At 46.1% G+C, this 18786-nt stretch carries 18 protein-coding genes; 13 read left to right on the top strand and 5 right to left on the bottom strand.

Going from position 1 to position 18786, the window contains the following annotated elements; all coding sequences use genetic code 11:
- The first annotated feature begins 243 nt into the window (after positions 1–243).
- From U0033_RS01950 to U0033_RS01930, 5 genes are all read left to right on the top strand, one after another.
- Complete coding sequence (locus U0033_RS01950; protein WP_072366102.1) at positions 244–1833, top strand: ABC-F family ATP-binding cassette domain-containing protein; 1590 nt, start codon at positions 244–246, stop codon at positions 1831–1833.
- A 79-nt stretch (positions 1834–1912) separates the two neighbouring features.
- The gene (locus tag U0033_RS01945; protein ID WP_072366100.1) at positions 1913–2638 is read left to right on the top strand and encodes a DUF72 domain-containing protein; all 726 of its coding nucleotides are present in this window, start codon (positions 1913–1915) and stop codon (positions 2636–2638) included.
- A gap of 22 nt (positions 2639–2660) precedes the next feature.
- A complete protein-coding gene (locus tag U0033_RS01940; protein WP_072366098.1) occupies positions 2661–3761 on the top strand; it encodes a tetratricopeptide repeat protein in 1101 nt (366 codons plus the stop codon).
- Positions 3762–3791: 30 nt separating this feature from the next.
- Positions 3792–4481 carry a DUF2461 domain-containing protein gene (locus U0033_RS01935; RefSeq protein WP_072366096.1) on the top strand — a complete coding sequence of 230 codons (690 nt, stop codon included), beginning with the start codon at positions 3792–3794 and terminating at the stop codon, positions 4479–4481.
- 18 nt (positions 4482–4499) lie between these two features.
- The gene (locus U0033_RS01930; RefSeq protein WP_072366094.1) at positions 4500–5363 is read left to right on the top strand and encodes a serine hydrolase; all 864 of its coding nucleotides are present in this window, start codon (positions 4500–4502) and stop codon (positions 5361–5363) included.
- Between the two features lie 305 nt (positions 5364–5668).
- Here U0033_RS01930 and U0033_RS01925 read toward each other — a convergent pair whose 3' ends face one another.
- Positions 5669–7471 (bottom strand): DUF4139 domain-containing protein, encoded by a 1803-nt coding sequence (locus U0033_RS01925; protein ID WP_072366092.1) that lies wholly within the window; start codon positions 7469–7471, stop codon positions 5669–5671.
- 12 nt (positions 7472–7483) lie between these two features.
- Positions 7484–7705 (bottom strand): hypothetical protein, encoded by a 222-nt coding sequence (locus U0033_RS01920; protein ID WP_143150961.1) that lies wholly within the window; start codon positions 7703–7705, stop codon positions 7484–7486.
- A gap of 201 nt (positions 7706–7906) precedes the next feature.
- Between U0033_RS01920 and U0033_RS01915 the strand changes: the two genes are divergently transcribed.
- Positions 7907–8194 (top strand): hypothetical protein, encoded by a 288-nt coding sequence (locus U0033_RS01915; protein WP_143150960.1) that lies wholly within the window; start codon positions 7907–7909, stop codon positions 8192–8194.
- Here U0033_RS01915 and U0033_RS01910 read toward each other — a convergent pair.
- Complete coding sequence (locus U0033_RS01910) at positions 8161–9252, bottom strand: anaerobic sulfatase maturase (protein WP_218164125.1); 1092 nt, start codon at positions 9250–9252, stop codon at positions 8161–8163. The two genes, U0033_RS01915 and U0033_RS01910, sit on opposite strands and share 34 nt — an antisense overlap.
- A gap of 232 nt (positions 9253–9484) precedes the next feature.
- Between U0033_RS01910 and U0033_RS01905 the strand changes: the two genes are divergently transcribed.
- Together U0033_RS01905 and U0033_RS01900 are read left to right on the top strand one after the other, a co-directional pair.
- The gene (locus U0033_RS01905) at positions 9485–9625 is read left to right on the top strand and encodes a hypothetical protein (RefSeq protein WP_177318750.1); all 141 of its coding nucleotides are present in this window, start codon (positions 9485–9487) and stop codon (positions 9623–9625) included.
- A 194-nt stretch (positions 9626–9819) separates the two neighbouring features.
- The gene (locus U0033_RS01900; RefSeq protein WP_072366089.1) at positions 9820–10530 is read left to right on the top strand and encodes an alpha/beta fold hydrolase; all 711 of its coding nucleotides are present in this window, start codon (positions 9820–9822) and stop codon (positions 10528–10530) included.
- A 132-nt stretch (positions 10531–10662) separates the two neighbouring features.
- Here U0033_RS01900 and U0033_RS01895 read toward each other — a convergent pair whose 3' ends face one another.
- Complete coding sequence (locus tag U0033_RS01895; protein ID WP_177318749.1) at positions 10663–12114, bottom strand: carboxylesterase family protein; 1452 nt, start codon at positions 12112–12114, stop codon at positions 10663–10665.
- A gap of 79 nt (positions 12115–12193) precedes the next feature.
- Here U0033_RS01895 and U0033_RS01890 point away from each other — a divergent pair, with 79 nt between their 5' ends.
- The 5 genes from U0033_RS01890 (at position 12194) to U0033_RS01870 (ending at position 17811) form a co-directional block, all read left to right on the top strand.
- The gene (locus U0033_RS01890; protein WP_072366085.1) at positions 12194–13288 is read left to right on the top strand and encodes a vWA domain-containing protein; all 1095 of its coding nucleotides are present in this window, start codon (positions 12194–12196) and stop codon (positions 13286–13288) included.
- A 159-nt stretch (positions 13289–13447) separates the two neighbouring features.
- A complete protein-coding gene (locus tag U0033_RS01885) occupies positions 13448–14962 on the top strand; it encodes a sigma 54-interacting transcriptional regulator (protein ID WP_072366083.1) in 1515 nt (504 codons plus the stop codon).
- Positions 14963–15097: 135 nt separating this feature from the next.
- Positions 15098–15679, top strand: a complete 582-nt coding sequence (locus U0033_RS01880; protein ID WP_072366081.1) for a TetR/AcrR family transcriptional regulator — start codon at positions 15098–15100, stop codon at positions 15677–15679.
- Positions 15680–15690: 11 nt separating this feature from the next.
- A complete protein-coding gene (locus U0033_RS01875; RefSeq protein ID WP_072366079.1) occupies positions 15691–16458 on the top strand; it encodes an SDR family NAD(P)-dependent oxidoreductase in 768 nt (255 codons plus the stop codon).
- Between the two features lie 39 nt (positions 16459–16497).
- Positions 16498–17811, top strand: coding sequence for a Gfo/Idh/MocA family protein (locus tag U0033_RS01870; RefSeq protein WP_072366077.1), 1314 nt, complete (start codon positions 16498–16500; stop codon positions 17809–17811).
- 378 nt (positions 17812–18189) lie between these two features.
- On the opposite strand, the gene U0033_RS01865 is transcribed toward U0033_RS01870, so the two are convergent.
- The gene (locus U0033_RS01865) at positions 18190–18696 is read right to left on the bottom strand and encodes a GNAT family N-acetyltransferase (protein ID WP_072366122.1); all 507 of its coding nucleotides are present in this window, start codon (positions 18694–18696) and stop codon (positions 18190–18192) included.
- Positions 18697–18786 lie beyond the last annotated feature (90 nt).

Here is an 18786-nt window from a genome sequence, read left to right as displayed (position 1 = left end):
ATTTAAATATTTTGAATTTAATTAAGCCAGCCGCAGGCCCCTTTCGAATCCTACGGCAACCGCCAATGTTGTTTTGGGAAATAGAGAATCAAACTGATCCCACAATAATTTAGGGTTTGTCGAAAAATAGAACCTTTTCGCTATATTTGCAAAAATTACTCCAACATCAATGTGAGATCTATTTTCAAATAAATAATCAGTAATCAAACCCACTTCACTAATCTTTACTGAAGAAAATAGTCCATGTTCATTTTACAACAGGTAAGCTATCTGCATCCGAATAAGGATCTGCTGTTTGATCATATTGACCTCAGCATTCCCGCACATGCCAAAGCCGCACTAATCGGTAATAATGGCGCTGGTAAGTCCACCCTGCTCAAATTACTGGCAGGAATACTTACACCTGCTTCCGGTACTATTCATACCACCGGTCAGCCATACTATATACCACAACATTTTGGCCAGTACAACGATCTCAGCATCGCTGAGGCCTTACACATAGATCATAAAATAAAGGCCCTGCACAGCATCCTGGAAGGTGATGTATCCGAAGCGAATATGAACCAGCTCAATGATGACTGGAGCATTGAAGAACGATCCGCAGCGGCTTTATTACACTGGGGTTTGCAAGACTTTCCCCTCTCACAGCCCATAAGTACCCTCAGCGGCGGACAAAAAACAAAAGCCTTTCTCGCCGGCATTGCCATTCACGAACCGGATATCATCCTGCTTGATGAACCCAGCAATCACCTGGATAGCCATGGCCGTGCCCTGCTGTATGAGCTGATAGAAAATACGGCTGTTACCCTAATCGTAGTCAGCCATGATCGCCAGTTACTCCAGCTCCCGGACCAGGTTTATGAACTCAGCAAAAAAGGCATCACCCTCTACGGAGGCAATTACGATTTCTATCTGGCACAAAAACAGGTAGCAAACAACGCCATGGCACAAGACCTGAAAAGCCGGGAAAAGGCGCTCCGCAAAGCCAAAGAAACGGAAAGAGAAACCATGGAACGGCAACAGAAACTGGACGCCAGGGGAAAAAAGCAACAGGAGAAATCAGGTCTGCCCACCATTTCTATGAACACCTTTCGCAACAATGCCGAAAAGAGTACCGCCCGTACGAAAGGCATGCACGAAGAAAAGGTCAGCCAGCTCACAGAAGCCCTCCAGGAACTACGCAAAGAGCTCCCTGACATCGACAAAATGAAACTGGGTTTTGAAAACGCCAACCTGTATAAAGGCAAACTCCTCATCCATGCACAAAACATCAATTTCAGTTACCAGCACTCACCACTCTGGTCACAGCCACTAAGTTTCCAGATCAATAGTGGTGAAAGACTAGCCATCAAAGGACTAAATGGCTCGGGGAAAACTACACTGATAAAAATGATGCTGGGATATATCAACCCAACTACCGGCGTACTCACCAGTCAGGCCGGTAAAACCGTTTATATCGATCAGGACTATTCACTGATCAATAACCAGCTGAGCGTGTATGACCAGGCACAATTATTTAATCATTCCGCACTACAGGAGCATGAAATAAAGATCCGCCTCACCAGGTTCCTTTTTACAAAAGAATACTGGGATAAACCATGCAGTACCCTCAGCGGCGGAGAGAAAATGCGGCTCCTGCTCTGCGCGCTTACCATCGATCCCGAGGCACCTGACATGATCATTCTCGATGAGCCGACAAATAACCTGGACATCCAAAACGTAGCGATCCTCACAGCTGCAATCAATGCTTATGAGGGTACACTGATCGTCATCTCACACGACCAGTACTTCCTCGAAGAAGTACGTGCTGTTCAGTCCATCGAACTCAAATAGAAAACCGCCCCGGCACAATGAGGAAAAAATCTTATGATAAACATAGGTATCTTTCAAATATAATCGATTATACCACTGTATGAAAAATCTGTACAGATCTGGCACAAGCGGGCTTGTACTGCCCGTTCCAAACAAGCAGTCATTCCCGCCTGAATACCGGGATAAACCACGGCTTACTTACTATGCAAGTTTATTTAACAGCATTGAAATCAATAGCTCATTTTATAAAGTTCCGAAGGGAACAACGGTAAAGAAATGGACAACAGAAGTGCCCCGGGATTTCGTATTTACCTACAAATTATGGCAGGAGATCACCCATGTAAAAGGCCTGGCTTTTAATCCAAAAGACGTGTTAAATTTCATGTCGGTCATCAACGAGGCAGGGGATCAAAAGGGCTGCCTGCTGCTGCAGTTTCCACCCTCTCTTACCATAGACGGTTTTAGCCAGGTAGAATCCCTCCTGTCGATGATTTCGGGCTGGAAAGTGGCCCTTGAGTTCAGGCATTCCAGCTGGTATATCAGCGAGACCTTCGAACTGGCGGACGAATACGGCGCCAGTATAGTCCTGCACGATATTCCAAAATCCAGGAATACCCGGCTAAATAAAAATGCTGAATTTGTTTATCTTCGGTTCCATGGGCCGGCTGGCGATTACAAAGGAGGCTATACCCTTCCCCAGCTGGAACAAAATGCGGTACAGATCAAAGCATGGATGCAGGAAGGAAAAGAAGTGTTTGTTTATTTCAACAACACCATCGGCGATGCAATTAAAAATCTGATGGACCTGAATGCATTGATCAGTTAAACGGAAAAACAGATCCCTATATATGAAAAAGCTAATCGCAACCATTGGTTGCTGTTGCGCCCTATACCAAAGTTATGCGCAGGACAGTACCCGCTTCAAAACACTGGAGCGGGCAGAGAACTGGGAAGATATTATCGCCTATACCACAGCACCCGATACGCTCTCTGTGCCAGCCCTGATTATACTTGGCATAGCTTATCACAACCTCTCGCAGGACAATATAGCCATGGCCACCCTGGACAAAGCCATTGCCAAAGCACCGAAAGATCCACGTTCTTATTTTCAAAAAGGCACCCTGCTCAATAACATGCAGCGGTACGAGGAAGCGCTGGCAGTATTCGCCAAAGCACAGGATATTGATGTTGCCTCCCGCCATTATGTAGGAATGGGTAATGCCTACCGTCATTTAAACAAGATCCCACAAGCCCTGGAAGTATTGACCAAGGCCAGTGAACTACCCGATGATGATGGCCATGCCAATGTACTGATTGGTGAAATCTATGCTGAACGCAATGAGAATGAAAAAGCCCTCGCCGTATTTTACAAGGTAAAAGATAAATTGCTGAAAGATGGAGAAGACTACCAAATCGCCTGCATCGGCATCTGTGACCTTGAAATAAAAGAAGGCCGGCATGATCTCGCATTGCCGGTCGTACAGGAACTCCTGGAAATAGATACGATCAACTACGTGGCGATGACAAAAATGATCCAGATCTGCTATCACAACAAAGACTACATTAACGGCGACCGCTACAAAGCGAAACTTTACGCAGCACAGCGTGACGGGAACCTGGACGGTGAACTGAATGACCGCTTTATTCTTGACTATTTTAAATGGAATAAAAAAGACATCGTAGTATACGAAAGGTATGAACACGGTTCATCGGATAAAGCTTATAACAAAACCATCTTCGTGCTGAAGCCTTTTCCGGATGTAGTAGAAATGACCATCCAGACAACCTATACGCCGCCCGTTACAGAAAGCCTGCCTTATGTACTTAGCGCCAAAGATGATAAAGGCAACATTTCAGTATTCAACCAGCGCTTCGATGATAGCTCAAATTATGATGAGCTCAAAGCAGCCGTATTAAAAATCCTGGAAGATAAAAAACAGGGCCATTAAGCCTATCTTTGCCGTTCAATATTCATCGCAATGGCAAAACAATCACAGGTAATTTTACCTGCATCCGGGTTCGACTTTCTCCAAAAACTAAAGAAGAACAACAACCGCGAATGGTTCAATGAAAATAAAACAGTGTATCAGCAGGAGCTGCAGCATATTGAGAACTTTGCTGAAGCCCTGCTGGCTAAACTCAATACACACGACCTGATCGAAACCCCTTCCGGCAAGAAGAGCCTTTACCGCATTTACAGGGATACCCGCTTCTCAAACGATAAAACACCTTACAAAACCCATTGGAGCGGTAGTTTCAAACGCGCCACCAAACAACGCAGAGGTGGGTATTATTTCCATATCGAACAAGGCAACAGTCTTGTAGCCGGTGGCTTCTTCGGCCCCGTTCCTGCCGATCTGAAACTGATCCGGGATGATATCAGTTTTGATCCTGCGCCTTTGCAAAAGATCCTTAAAAGCAAATTATTCACCTCCACATTCGGTCAGCTGGAAGGCGAGCAGTTAAAGACAGCTCCCAAAGGCTATCCTGCAGATCACGAAGCCATCGACCTGTTGCGCTTTAAACAATACCTGCTGATCAGGAGATTTACAGATGAAGAGGTACTGGAAGCAAGCTTTATAGAAGAAGCGAATAAGACCTTCAAAGCCATGCGCCCGTTTTTTGATTACATGAGCGAGGTGCTAACTTCAAATGGAAATGGAGCTTAAATTTCATATCTTACCGATATGAAGTATCTTTTTCTCTTACTGCTTATACCTTCTTTCGCCTTTGCCCAACATGATCAGAAACTGGAAAAAGGCCTGCATGATGTGATCTCCGGTTTTCGGGGGGATGTAGGTATTTATGTCCGCAACCTGAAAACGGGGCATTATGCGGAGATCAATGCGGATAGTATCTTTCCTACGGCCAGTATCGTTAAGGTGCCCATACTCGTCGGGGTATTTGACAAGATCGAAAAAGGGGAACTGCAATACCACCAGCCACTCGTGTACAGGGATAGCGCCAGATACGGAGGCTCCGGTATCATGCAGTATTTTAAGGATAGTGCTGAAACAGAACTGAGTGTGCTGCTTGCTCTCATGATGTCTTACAGTGATAATACAGCTTCGCTCTGGAACCAGGCTTTGGCTGGCGGCGGAGAACGCATTAACCAGCTCATGGAGCAGTATGGCATGCAGGTAACCAGGGTGAATTCACGTACAGCCGGCAGACAGGAGATCTGGAAGATCTATGGCTGGGGAATGACCACGCCGCGGGAGATGGCCACGCTGATGCTAAAGATCCGGAATGGAGAAGTGGTCAGTAAGGCAGCTTCAGAAAGGATGTACCGGCTGATGACACATCCTTATTATGACGAAGGGGCAATTTCCGCGATACCTCCATATGTACAGGCAGCGCATAAGTCCGGCGCAATAGACGCCTCCAGGTCGGAAGTCGTATATGTGAATGCGCCCCATGGGGAATATGTATTCTATGTCGGTACAAAGAATATTGTAGACCAGAGCTGGACGGACGACAATGAAGCCTCTACCCTGATCATAAAAGTATCGAAATATCTATGGGAGTACTTTGAAAAGAAAAAGGCATGAGATGAAGCTTAAAAATAGATGCCATTGATGCTTCTTACAATCTTTCCGTCCATATTTACCAGTTCCGGGCGACAAGCTGCGGCATACCCTGTCTACACAGTGATCGTAGCAACTGCAGGATTGGGAAATACCCTAATTTGATTCATTGACCTTTCAATGGATTTGAAGTTCGGTCCTTGTTTTCAGCTGCCACTTTCATTTTCTTCAAAGGTGCAGACTAAGCCTGGGTACGAGAGAGGTGGAAGCCCAGTCACATCTCCCATTTTTTTGGGCTGACCCAAAGGCCAGCCCCTTTATTTTAAACATCAGTTTACATTGACCATTTTATCCTTAGGATACTTAACGCTATAACTTAATTTATACTTCTTACTTTCTCCAGGCGCCAGTTCTATATTCCAGTTCAGGATGCCGAGATCTTGATTTACATCTGCCCCGCTGGTTTCCAGCACTTCCACCTCTATGTCTTTATTGGTGGACAAAGGGTATTGATCCTTCAGCAGCATGGAGATTTTTTCTTTCTTATTGTTCTTCACGGTTATCTCATAACTGAACACCTGCTTCTTGTTGGATCCCAGGAATTTAACGCTGCTAACATCTACCAGTTTGTCTCTTTTAACCACCACTCTTTTGTCCCTGCCCAACGTAAGCGTAAGTGTATCTTTTGTGCTGTTGGGGTCTATCATTGTTTTACCTACATAGGTACCTTCAAAAATGATATTGGCTTCTCCCGGAATAAGATTGAGCTGTTCCCAATCGGCAATATCTGCCAGCAGGTAGGCTTCTTTATCCAGTTTGGGAGCTGCATAGAACTTATAGACTGAAGCCACACTGCTTTCTTTTAACTGCACGCTTTGCTCTTTACCGTTACTCTCCATATCATAAGGCAGGTCTATGTTATAGACCATATTAAGTTCATTATCCGCCACGGATATATAATCACTCATGTTATCCTTAAGTCTAACAACAATAGCTCCGTTGGCGGCCCTGCTGCCGTATATTGCGGTAGCTGCAGCATCTTTTAATACGTTCATGTCTGCAATTGACTGCGGGGCTATCCTCTCAAAATCAGCCTTATTCATCATGTTTCCATTTACTATATAAACCGGAGCAGCTTCGGCTTCGGTCTCTTCACGCTTGTACATGCTTTTGGAACCGTAACCTGAAACAACCACTTCGTTAAGTGCCAGATTTCCACTTAGTGAGTTAGTCATAGAACTAAAACCCCTTATCTGAACCTTAGGATTAATATATCCCAGGAACCATCCATTAAACACAGGCGCTGTATTTTGCTGGTTTGGTGTAGATGTAGAAAGACTCAATTTCACCTGTTGCCAATCGATCCCTGTGGACTGAGCAACCTTAGCTCTGTAAATCAATCGTACCGGCTTATTGACAGACTCCACAAAAAGATCGTAGTAAGGATTCCATGAAGCGTTTTTGGTAATGTATGAGATGGTAAAATTAAAACTGCCGCTCATAGGACTAAACAGCTGTAGGATCAGGTTTCCTGTTGTTTTAGTATTCTTGTTTTTCTCTTCATTCAATTGATCATTCAGTTTAGCCATCAATTCCTCTAATTTGACAGAGCGTTCGTTATAATCCGTGATCTCATTCTGCAGTTCGAGTGTTTTTGTTTTGTAATATTCCATCATTTTCACCAATTCCGCCACACTAAGGCCTGTTTGAGTGCCCCGGATCTCTTTATTGGCGTTCAGGAGATCCAGCATATCCTTGTCGGTCTTCAGAATAACCTGCAGCCTGGAAAGTGCCCGGGTCACTATTTCAACAGAGTCCTCCAGCTTTTTTACAAGCGTCGGTTTTACAGCGGGCTTAAGATAGTTGGTGACGAATTCCACCGACATTACTGTCACTCCTCCATCGGAACCAAACTGAAGACTGTTAAGATCAACATCATTACTGACACCTTCAATAACAACATCATTATTCCCCTTTTCGAGGCTGGCTTTGGCCATGTGATGTAATTCTGCGCCGGACCGGTACACAATGGCAGATTTTAATACCGCAGGAATTACGATCCTGTCCTTGTTAACATATGTAAAACTGGACAGCAGGATAATCATTAAACATAGCGGAAAAATAAGTTTCATATTTAAGACGGTTTATTGACGGATGCAATAATAAACGGTTTTCCATAAATGCGCTATAAAATACACCACTACCCCATCTCCGGGGGCAGTCTGCCCCGCTATGGTGATGTTTGGTGACACCACGATCCGGGAACTGATATGAATGATGCCGCCTGCTTCAGAAACAACCATCCTGTTCGGCTGACTGACTGCATCCCACAGGAACCCGCTGCCGCTATCGTTCAGGTTGGTCACTATGTACCCATCCCCTCCCCGTCCGACGCTGGCTCATCCAATCGCAAACAGGGCATCGTTTATCAATAATTTTAGGCTTTTTGCGCGTAATCCGTCTTACACCTCAATAAAAATGTGGGAAAACAAAAACAGGACTTATTCCTGCTGTGGAATTGCTGACATATGGCCTGTGTTTTGCCTTACAATTATAAACTCAAACATATGACCAGGCAAATCACAATTAACTTAGATGGACAACAGTTCATGTTGGACCTGGAATTCGAACAACGCGATCATTCCATCGTCTATCATGTAACTCCAAACAAGCATTTCAGTGATCAGATCCCGGCAGGATTTGAAATGATTCAGACAGATTCAGATAAGGAGGGTGCTCCTACTTATGATGGTTCAGGTCTGAGTGAACAAGGCAGGCTTATTGCTGAAACGATCAGCCATCAAATCAGTCAGCTGCCTCCTCAGTTCAGAGGTGGAAAGCCTGTCGAAGCGTAGTGCATCACATTCGCCGGAGATCGCTTATGGGCCAGCTCATTGGCCATAAATTGCAGATATGGGCGGATATGCCTGAAGAACAGACCGTAGCCCTCGCATAAATAATTCAGACCATCCGGCAATCTGTTCTTCGGGCATTCTCCCCGGCAATATTTATAAACATCACATTTGCCACAGGATGCTGACAACAGCCTGAATTTATTTAAGCCAAAATTCTGCTGCTTTTCAGAACGCATCATTTCCTGCAAACTCCCCGTCAACACATTTCCTACTCTGTACTGCGGCTCCACAAAATGATCGCAGGCATATACATCACCGTTATGCTCAATCACAATCGATTGTCCGCAATAATCATTGAATACACAACTTCCTGCCGGTACCCCCACTTCATTTGCTAACGCCGCATCAAATACCGGCACAAAATATTTCCCCACATCCTGCTTCACCCACTCATCAAAAATTCCGATCATAAAGCGGCCAAACGCCAGCGGATTCACTGCTTCCTTCTTACCCACCAATGGAATGAATTGCATGTACTCACTACCCTCTCTTTTCAAAAAGCGGTACACGTCCAGGGGATGGTTTGCATTCAGGTCATGCACCACTGTCAGTGTATTAAATTCCACCCTGTATTTTAGTAATAACTGCAATCCTCTCATCACCTGCTTAAAGGTGCCCTTACCGCCTTTGTTCACCCGATAGGGATCATGCAATGCTGCCGGACCATCGATAGAAATCCCGACCAGGAAATTATTATCCCTGAAGAACCGGCACCAGTCATCATTCAACAAGGTGCCATTCGTCTGAAACGCATTTGTAATCACCTTCCCATTTCTATATTGCTTTTGCAACTGCAATGCCTTCTTAAAAAATGGAATTCCCTGAAGGGTAGCCTCACCACCCTGCCAGACAAAATCTACCTGGTGACTGGCCTGCTCATTGATATAGTTCCGGATGTATGCTTCCAGCACAGTATCATCCATATAAGGCGTTCCCTTATCCAGGTAATAACAATAGGAACATTGCAGGTTGCAGGTTGCACCCGCAGGTTTTGCCATTAAATTGAAAGGAATTTGCATCATAGACACAAACGTAGGAGAAAATGCGGGTTTAAACCATGACAATGATCAGCGTACCACAGCGGATTACAGGGATTTTAACAGTAAATAACAATCCATTTTTCACTCTGGCACACTTTTCTCATTTACTCTATCAGAAGTTTAAAAAAACGCCTGCAGACGCCAACTTAAACAACCTTTATTGATCATAGTTTATTCAAACCTAAATATCATGAAAACGTTTAAATATTTTATCATCGCAACATTATTTATCGGCACCATTAGCTTAAGTAGCTGCTTAGTGGAGCGTGGCCCTGGTTATGGCCCTCCTCATCATCATCATTATCATGGTGGTGGTTATCATCACTACTAATAGCCTGGTGAATCACTATTAATGGTTTTGAATATTATTAATAGTCTCGTGTACCAGATAAATAGCGAAGGCTGGAGTGCTTATTGGGTAGGCATTTCGGCCTTTTCTTTTGATTGCCGGTTCAAAAAATAATAAATAGAAAACGTTTGCTCTCCTCAATTTACAAAACAATCTTTTTTCATTATTTTGCATGCATGAAGCCCCACTTACTCCTTCTCCACGGTGCCATCGGCGCATCCTTCCAGTTAAAGGCAATTGCCGCTGCATTGTCTGAACATTACACCATTCATCTGTATGACTTTCCCGGCCATGCTGGTCAGCCATTACCGGATGCTCCTTTCTCCATTCAATTTTTCGCTGCCTCAGTAGCCGATTACATCCGCTCACACCAACTGGAACATCTCACTATTTTCGGTGCCAGCATGGGTGGATATGTTGCTTTGCATCTGGCTGCTACACAACCCTTACTTGTAGATAGCATTATTACCCTCGGCACAAAATTCCACTGGGATCCTGTCACAGCATTGAAAGAATCAAAGATGCTGCAACCGGCAGTTATGGTCCAAAAAGTACCTGCATTTGCAAATGCTTTAGAGAAAATGCACGCGCCGAATGACTGGAAAGTGGTAGTGGAAAAAACAGCGGATATGATGATAGCCATGGGTGAACAAAACCCGCTTCAGGCAGATGATTTTAAAAACATCGGTATCCCTGTATTGCTGTTATTAGGAGATCGTGATCGCATGGTATCTTTTGAAGAGACCATCCAGGTGTACAAATTACTGCCGGATGCAGGTTTTGGAGTGCTCCCCCATACCCCACACCCGGCAGAACTGGTAAATGCGCAACTGTTAGCTGCAATTATTTTAGATCATCAGTCCAGCCCAAAGCCTGTTGCAGGCTAAACTGAATTAAAACAAAAATGGTTAATCATCGGGCTGGAAAGCATTCCCGTGATTGTTGGAATATACCCGGAATGGATCATCCTTCCAACAAGAAACTCATTCCAATTAAACCGGTATTCCCCGAATGACTCATCAATCCAGCAGGAAACCCATCGCCGGAAAACTCACATCCTCCCAACCAGCGATCCGCTCCTCCCGGGTAGGCTCCCCATAAATCATCCCCAGTTTCCGCCCATCATACTTCGTCCACAAGTTCTTTCCTTTTATAAAATTCACCCAATCCCTGTGAATCACCTGCTCTAATCCGGGATTCTCCAGTGGCTGCTTACTCCCCCAGATATACCCCAGCTCCTGCCCATGCGTAGCCGGTTTACCCTGGCTCGTCTGCTCAAAAGAATACAGCCAGACATTCGCTTTCTGCGCGCCCAGCACATTTGCCAGTCTATAAGTATGCAACTGGTACATAATCCTGCTCAGCATCTGCATAATCCCTGCAGTATCTGCCGGCATCTTCACCAGGTCTCCGTTCTTTCCAAACCAATCCCGGAGCACCTGCACATCCGGATGATACAATCGCCTATCTATATTCATAAACAATAAAGCCTCCGCCTTATTACTTCCCAGCAATACCCTTACATTCTTCAGCGGGTGTTTCTTCAACCAGTTATACGCATCCCCATACACCACCTTATTATCAGCCATCGGCCCGAAATAATTCGTGCCGGATGCACCTTTCAATACCTTCGCCTGCGCAGCAATAATGTCATTCACAGGCAAGCGCAAAAATTCATTCGGATCACGGATGCCCAAAGTATCCATCAAACGTTTCCTGATCGCCTGGGCCGTAGCAGTATCCCTGATACAATTCACGCCACCACTTTCCAGTACCAGTTGCTGATACTTCCCTTTTGCAGCCGGCGCAACCAGCAATACACTGCTCAGCTTTGCCCCCGCAGATTCTCCCATCACAGTGACCCTGTCAGGATCTCCCCCAAAGGCAGCGATGTTCTCCCTGATCCATTGCAGTGATGCAACCAGGTCCAGCACGGCATTATTAGGCGCCGTCTCATATCCAGGTACATCACCCATATACAGGAAACCCAGGGCACCCAGGCGATAATTGATCGTAATTGTAATAATACTGTCATGGTCGGCAAAAGCATGTCCGTTCATCCACTTACCAGTACCGCCTGTCATACCTCCACCATGCACCCATACCACTACCGGCTTCTTTCCCTTTACACCGGATGTATACAGGTTCAGTTGCAGGCAATCTTCCTCACCCACTACTTTGCCGTCCCACTGCGGTGCCACAGGTCCAAATTCCGTACACGAAAGCGTGTCTTTCCAGGCGGGTCGGGGTGTTGGTGCTTTGAAGCGCGCCGCGCTGGCATATGGAATTCCTTTAAAAACGAAGATGCCCTGCTCTTCGATACCTTTGATGTAACCGCGGGTTGTTTTAACTATCCGGGCGGTGGAAATTTTGTGTGCTTCAGGAACACTTTGCACCCCTGAAACTGCCTGAGCCGTGGAAACCGTGCATTGGAAAATCAAGGCCAATGACGGGATAATTGATCTTAACATAAACATAAAATTAAAAAAAACGCTCACATCCTGATGCCCTCTACGACTGTCAACTAAATTCACTAATTTACATAGTATTATGAGAGGCTTACATTTTTCCAAATTTGAACCCGACGAGCAGGGAAAATCGCCATTTGACAAACTACTTGACGTATTCACCCAACTGCTGACTTACACCAGCGGCGACGTCAGCGAAGCACTGCAATGGCTGACCGAACTGGACAAAGAATACCAGCTGACCAACGAAGATTACGGAATCGGAGACTTCATTCAGGAACTAAAGGAAAAAGGATACATCCGAGACAACGAAGAAAACGGTAGTATCCAGATCACCGGGAAAACCGAACAGAACATCCGCAAACGTGCCCTCGAAGAGATCTTCGGTAAACTGAAAAAGTCAAACGTGGGTAACCACAATACCCGTAAATCCGGGCAGGGGGATGAACTCAACGCCGACTCCAGGCCTTACCAGTTCGGAGACGCACTGGAACAGATCGACATGACAGCGTCCATCCGGAATGCCCAGATCAATCATGGCATCGAGAGCTTCTCCATCCATCAGGACGACCTTGAAATCCAGGAAACAGATTTCAAAACACAAACGTCTACCGCCCTGATGATCGATATCTCCCACTCCATGATCCTTTACGGCGAAGACCGCATCACACCAGCCAAAAAGGTAGCCATGGCCCTGAGTGAACTCATCACCACCCGCTATCCCAAGGACACACTGGACATCATCGTTTTCGGTAACGATGCCTGGCAAATAGAAATCAAAGATCTTCCTTACCTCCAGGTCGGACCTTACCACACCAATACAGTGGCAGGCCTGGAACTCGCCATGGACATCCTGCGCAGACGACGAAATCCCAACAAACAGATCTTTATGATCACAGATGGGAAACCTACCTGTCTCAAAGTCGGCAAACAGTACTACAAAAACAGCTTCGGCCTTGACCGCAAGATCCTCAATCGCACACTGAACCTCGCGGCACAATGTAAAAAGCTGAAGATTCCAATCACGACCTTCATGGTAGCGACAGACCCGTGGCTGCAAAAGTTCGTGACAGAGTTCACGGAAACCAACAACGGGAAAGCGTTTTTCTCAGGACTGGATAAATTAGGACAGTTCCTGTTTTTTGATTTTGAAAACGGAAAAAGAAAGGTGCTGTAACGGAAACAGCTGTTCCGCTTTAATCCTGCAAATAGAAAAAGAAAACGCGCTGTAAAACAAACTGCTCCTGCATTCCCTGTAAATCAAGAACAGTTTTTTTAGCTATTCAAAAACTAAAAAAACACGACTCAATTGTAATCAGTAAAACTTTATCAATTAATGAATATCAACATCAGAACGCTAGGTGAGTTAAAGAAGAGTGGATATAAACCAAAGTCAGTAAAAGAAGAAATCAGGCAAAACCTGATTAAAAAATTACAGCAAAAAGAGATCACTTTCCCAGGTATCATCGGCTACGAAGATACCGTCATCCCCGACACAGAAAGAGCTTTACTGTCCAGGCACAATATCCTCTTCCTCGGTCTCCGCGGACAGGCTAAAACCCGTATGGCAAGGCAAATGATCTCCCTGCTGGACGAATACATTCCTATTGTGGAAGGTTCCGAAGTAAACGACAGTCCCTTCGATCCTTTATCAAAATACGCCAGGGACCTCGTCTCCGAACTCGGTGACGCCACCCCCATCTCCTGGCTGCCAGCAGATGCCCGCTATGGCGAAAAACTCGCTACTCCCGATGTATCCGTTGCCGACCTCGTTGGCGATATCGATCCCATCAAAGCGGCCAATCTGAAACTAAACTACGCCGATGAAAGAGTGATCCACTTCGGTATCATTCCCCGCTCTAACCGCGGCATCTTCGTAATCAACGAACTCCCCGACCTGCAGGCACGTATACAGGTATCCCTGTTCAACATCCTCCAGGAAGGCGATATACAGATCCGTGGCTTCAAAGTCCGGATGCCACTGGACATCCTCTTTATCTTCACCGCTAACCCGGAAGACTACACCAACCGTGGTTCCATCGTTACGCCACTGAAAGACCGTATCGAAAGCCAGATCATCACCCACTATCCAAAGAACGTGGAGAACTCCCTGCTCATCACCGAACAGGAAGCCAATGTACATGCGGAACAACAACACGTACAGATCAGTGATATGATCAAGCGCATGATCGAACAGGTTGCCTTCGAAGCACGTAACAGCGAATACGTAGATAAGAAATCCGGTGTCTCCGCCCGTCTCACCATCGCCGCCTACGAAAATGCAGTGAGTGCCGGTGAACGCAGGGCCATCATCAACGGAGAGAAAGAAACCTTTGTACGCATCGCAGATCTGCAGGGCATCATTCCAGCCATCACCGGTAAGATCGAACTCGTGTACGAAGGCGAACAGGAAGGTCCGCTGCAGGTAGCAGTAAACCTCCTGGACAAATCTATCCGTACCTTATTCGCCACTTACTTCCCGAATCCCGATTCTTTCAAGAAACGCAGCAAACAGGTACAGCAGGCCGAAAATCCTTACAGGCAAGTCATTCAGTGGTTTGATAAAGGGAATGCCGTACAGCTGTTGCAGGATGTAAGCGATAAGCAATACGAAACTGCACTCAGTAAAGTAGATGGCCTGAAAGAACTGATCAAAGGCCGTTTCCCGCAGGCGAAAAAACAGGAAGCATTACTCCTGATGGAATTCGTACTGCATGGCCTGGCCTCTTATTCCTTAATCAGCAAGAAAGTGGTGGAAAATGAAACCCGCTTCAGCGACCTGCTGGGTACCATGATGAATTTCGGTACCAGTGCCGGTGATGAGGAAGAAGAAGAAAGTGAGGATTTTTAAACCCAGGAAATTTTAAGAACACATTCATAATGAAAGGCATCCAAATAAAATGCCTTCAAACAGAAAAAAAAGACTTCCCCGTTTGGTGGAAGTCTTTTTTTTTCTATTTTTGTAGTGATCATTACAAAAATAGCAATGAGAGGCAGACCAAGCATTTACGACAATAACGAAGCACTCGCTAAGGCGCAACAGGTATTCTGGAACAAAGGCTATACTGCCACTTCCCTACCGGATATACTACAGGCCATCGGCATTGGTGCCGGGAGTTTTTACAATGCCTATAAAGGAGGGAAAAAAGAACTTTTCAGCAAGGCTATTCAGCAGCGCAGAGAAGCGTTTGCCGCATTTAAAGCAACTTTGAAACAAGCTTCTGCTCCTTTAGATCTGATCAAAGATTTCTTCCGCAGTATTGCCGCTGCCGATCAGCAAACCCATATGCAGGGCTGCATCATCGTCAATACAGTGGTGGAAATGGCGAACCTGGATGAAGAACTGGAAGCCGAAGCCGTGGCTATTCTTAAAGAAGTAGAAGCCATGTTCACCGCCACCATCGCAGCTGCACAAAAGGACGGCCACATCAAAAACCAGGCTGATCCCGCCATCCTTGGCCGCTATCTCATCACGCTCTGGAATGGTATCAATGTGACACGACGCATGTATCCTGACAATACCATTCTAGCGAAACAAATAGAGATGCAACTTCAAATACTCAATTAAAAAATACATACATGGATTTACAATTAAAGGGCAAGACCGCCTTCATCAGCGGCTCTTCCCAGGGGATCGGTTTTGCCATAGCGGAACAGTTACTAAGAGAAGGTGCCAGCGTTTTTATCAATGGCAGGAACGAAGAAAAGTTGCAACAGGCAGTAGCACAATTACAGCCACTGGGCCCAGTCAAAGGCATTGCAGGCGATATTGCGGTGATCGCGGATCAAATTCCTCCTGTTGACATCCTTGTGAATAATGTTGGCATCTTTGACCTGAAATCTTTCTTCGATCTCACCGACGAAGAATGGCTGCATTTCTTCAATGTAAATGTAATGAGTAGTGTAAGACTGTCTCGCGCATTAATGCCAGCCATGCTTGAGAACAACTGGGGCAGAATTATCTTCATCAGCAGTGAATCAGGTGTAAATATTCCTGCCAATATGATTCATTATGGGATGACTAAAACCGCCATGCTATCCATCAGCCGCGGATTGGCGCAATTAACAAAAGGTACCGCAGTAACGGTCAATACGATCCTGGGGGGACCTACATATTCTGATGGTGTAAAAATGACAATTGAAGCTATTGCAGCGGCACAAGACCTATCTGCTGAAGTGCTAAAGGAGAATATTTTTGCGGCAACCAATCCGGGTTCTTTATTACAAAGATTTTTACAACCCTCCGAAATCGCCCAGTTAGCCACCTACCTGGCCTCCCCTCTCTCCATCGCCACTAACGGCGCAGCGCTCCGCGCAGATGGCGGTGTTTTAAATACCATCCTCTAAGATATTTTTATATCTTGTATACCGTCTCAATCTCCACTTATGAACACATCGCGTAGAAAATTCCTCCGCTCCGCCACCACCATTGTAGCGGGTGCCGGACTAGCCACCGCCCTGCCATCGTCCTTGCGTGCCATGGCCCCCAGTGACCGGATCAACATCGCTGCCATCGGCATCAATGGCATGGGCTGGTCTGACCTCAGCGCCATGCTGAAAAACCCGGCCGCCGCCTGCGTTGCCCTCTGTGATGTAGACAAAAACGTGCTGGACAAAAGAGCTGCCGAACTGGCTGCCAAAGGCATCAACGTCAAAACCTACGGCGACTACCGCCAATTGCTGGACAACAAAGACATTGATGCCGTCATCATCGGTACGCCAGACCACTGGCACTGTATCCAGATGGCAGACGCCGTATCTGCCGGCAAAGATGTGTATGTCGAAAAGCCCATCGGCAACTCTATCTCCGAAATCCGGGCCATGGTCGAAGCACAGGAGCGCACCCAAAAAGTGGTGCAGGTAGGCCAGTGGCAGCGCAGCATGCAGCATTTTAATGACGCAATCGCCTTTGTCCACAGCGGTCAGCTGGGCCAGATCCGCCTCGTAAAAGCCTGGGCCTATATGGGCTGGATGCATTCCATCCCCGTATTACCCGACAGTGCGCCTCCTGCCGGCGTAGACTACCAAAGCTGGTTAGGCCCGGCAGAGAAAAGACCTTTCAATCCTAACCGCTTCCACTTCAATTTCCGCTGGTACTGGGATTATGCAGGTGGCCTGATGACTGATTGGGGCGTACACCTCCTGGATTATGCCTTACTCGGTATGAAAGCCACCGAGCCCATTTCCATCATGGCTGCCGGGGGTAAATTCGCCTACCCGGATGATGCCGCCGAAACCCCGGATACCCTCACCACCGTCTACCAGTTCGAAGGCTTCAATATCCAGTGGGAACACGCCACCGGTATCAATGGCGGTCCTTACGGCAGGGATCACGGCATTGCCTTCATCGGCAACAAAGGTACCCTGGTACTGGACAGGGGTGGCTGGGAAGTTATTCCCGAAAAAGAAGACGGAAAGGACAAAATGGAGGCCGTGCCCCGCAGGCTGAAATCCGATAACGGGCTGGATAAGCATGCCACGAATTTCCTGGATGTAATTAAGTCCCGCAAACTGGAAGACCTTCATGCCCCGATACAGGTTGGCGCACATGTAGCTAAAGTGGCTCAAATGGGCAATATAGCCTATAAAACGGGCTTAAAACTCCATTGGAACACTGAGCGCCAGCGTTTCAAAGAAAAAGCCGGAAATAAGCTGATAATGGCCGATTACCATAACGGTTATCACCTGCCTCATTCCTAATTAAAATACACCCTGTCTTCGCTCCGTCTTCACTTACCTAAGTTCATTATACCATCATCATAAGTACACGAAGAGGTCACTTCAATATCGATTGGATATTGAAGTGACCTCTTCGTGTACTGTTAGTGAACTTATAATGAACTTAGGTAAGTGAAGACGGACTATAGCTAACCAGGGGGTATTCTATCTATTCAAATACCTTTCCCAACAAAAAAAACCTCCCCCGCTATGCCACCGGCATTCAATTTTTTGCAAAATTCTAAAGATGGAAAACACAAGGGGGTAGGTACGCATCAACGCGTAAATGTCACATAACGAGTACCTGGTAATCATTGGGCATGTATTACCATTGCAGGATTCTATAAAAAGCAACGCGGATTAGGCTGCGTTGCCTGTACTCTCAGTTTCTGTCTCAAGGCTCATAGACAGGTATACAGCGTCGCTGATCGGGTTGTCATAATAAGCCGCAATCGGTCTGAAACCCAATCCTGTATAGAGGTCAATTGCACGGCGCATATGGGCCAGGGTATCCAGCAGTATCCTTTTATAACCCAGTTTTCTACCCGCTTCAATGGCACTTGCGGCCAGCGCTTTGCCTACACCATGACCTTTAAAAGCATCCCTTACAAACAGGCGCTTCATTTCACAGGTTGAATTCTCAAAAGCCCTTACTGCAACACAACCGGCAGGTAGCCCATCTACCAGGGCTAAAAACACTGCACCCTCTGGCGCTACATAAGCTGGTTCCGGCAGGTTACTTAATTCTTCTTCGAAACGCTGAAAGCTCAGGTCTACACTCAGCCAGTTAGCATACTCTCTGAAGAGGCCTTTTACCTGCTCCAGTCTTTTTACATCTTCCTTTTTTACTTCTACAATTTCCAACATACACTTTCTTGGTTTGGTTACAAAAAATACAAAAGCCTCCTGAAGCATCAGAAGGCTTGATATCTATTACTGTAAAATATTACTTTACAA

The sequence above is a fragment of the Chitinophaga sancti genome (assembly GCF_034424315.1).
Taxonomy (GTDB): domain Bacteria; phylum Bacteroidota; class Bacteroidia; order Chitinophagales; family Chitinophagaceae; genus Chitinophaga; species Chitinophaga sancti.
This window is presented reverse-complemented; position numbering and strand designations above follow the sequence as displayed.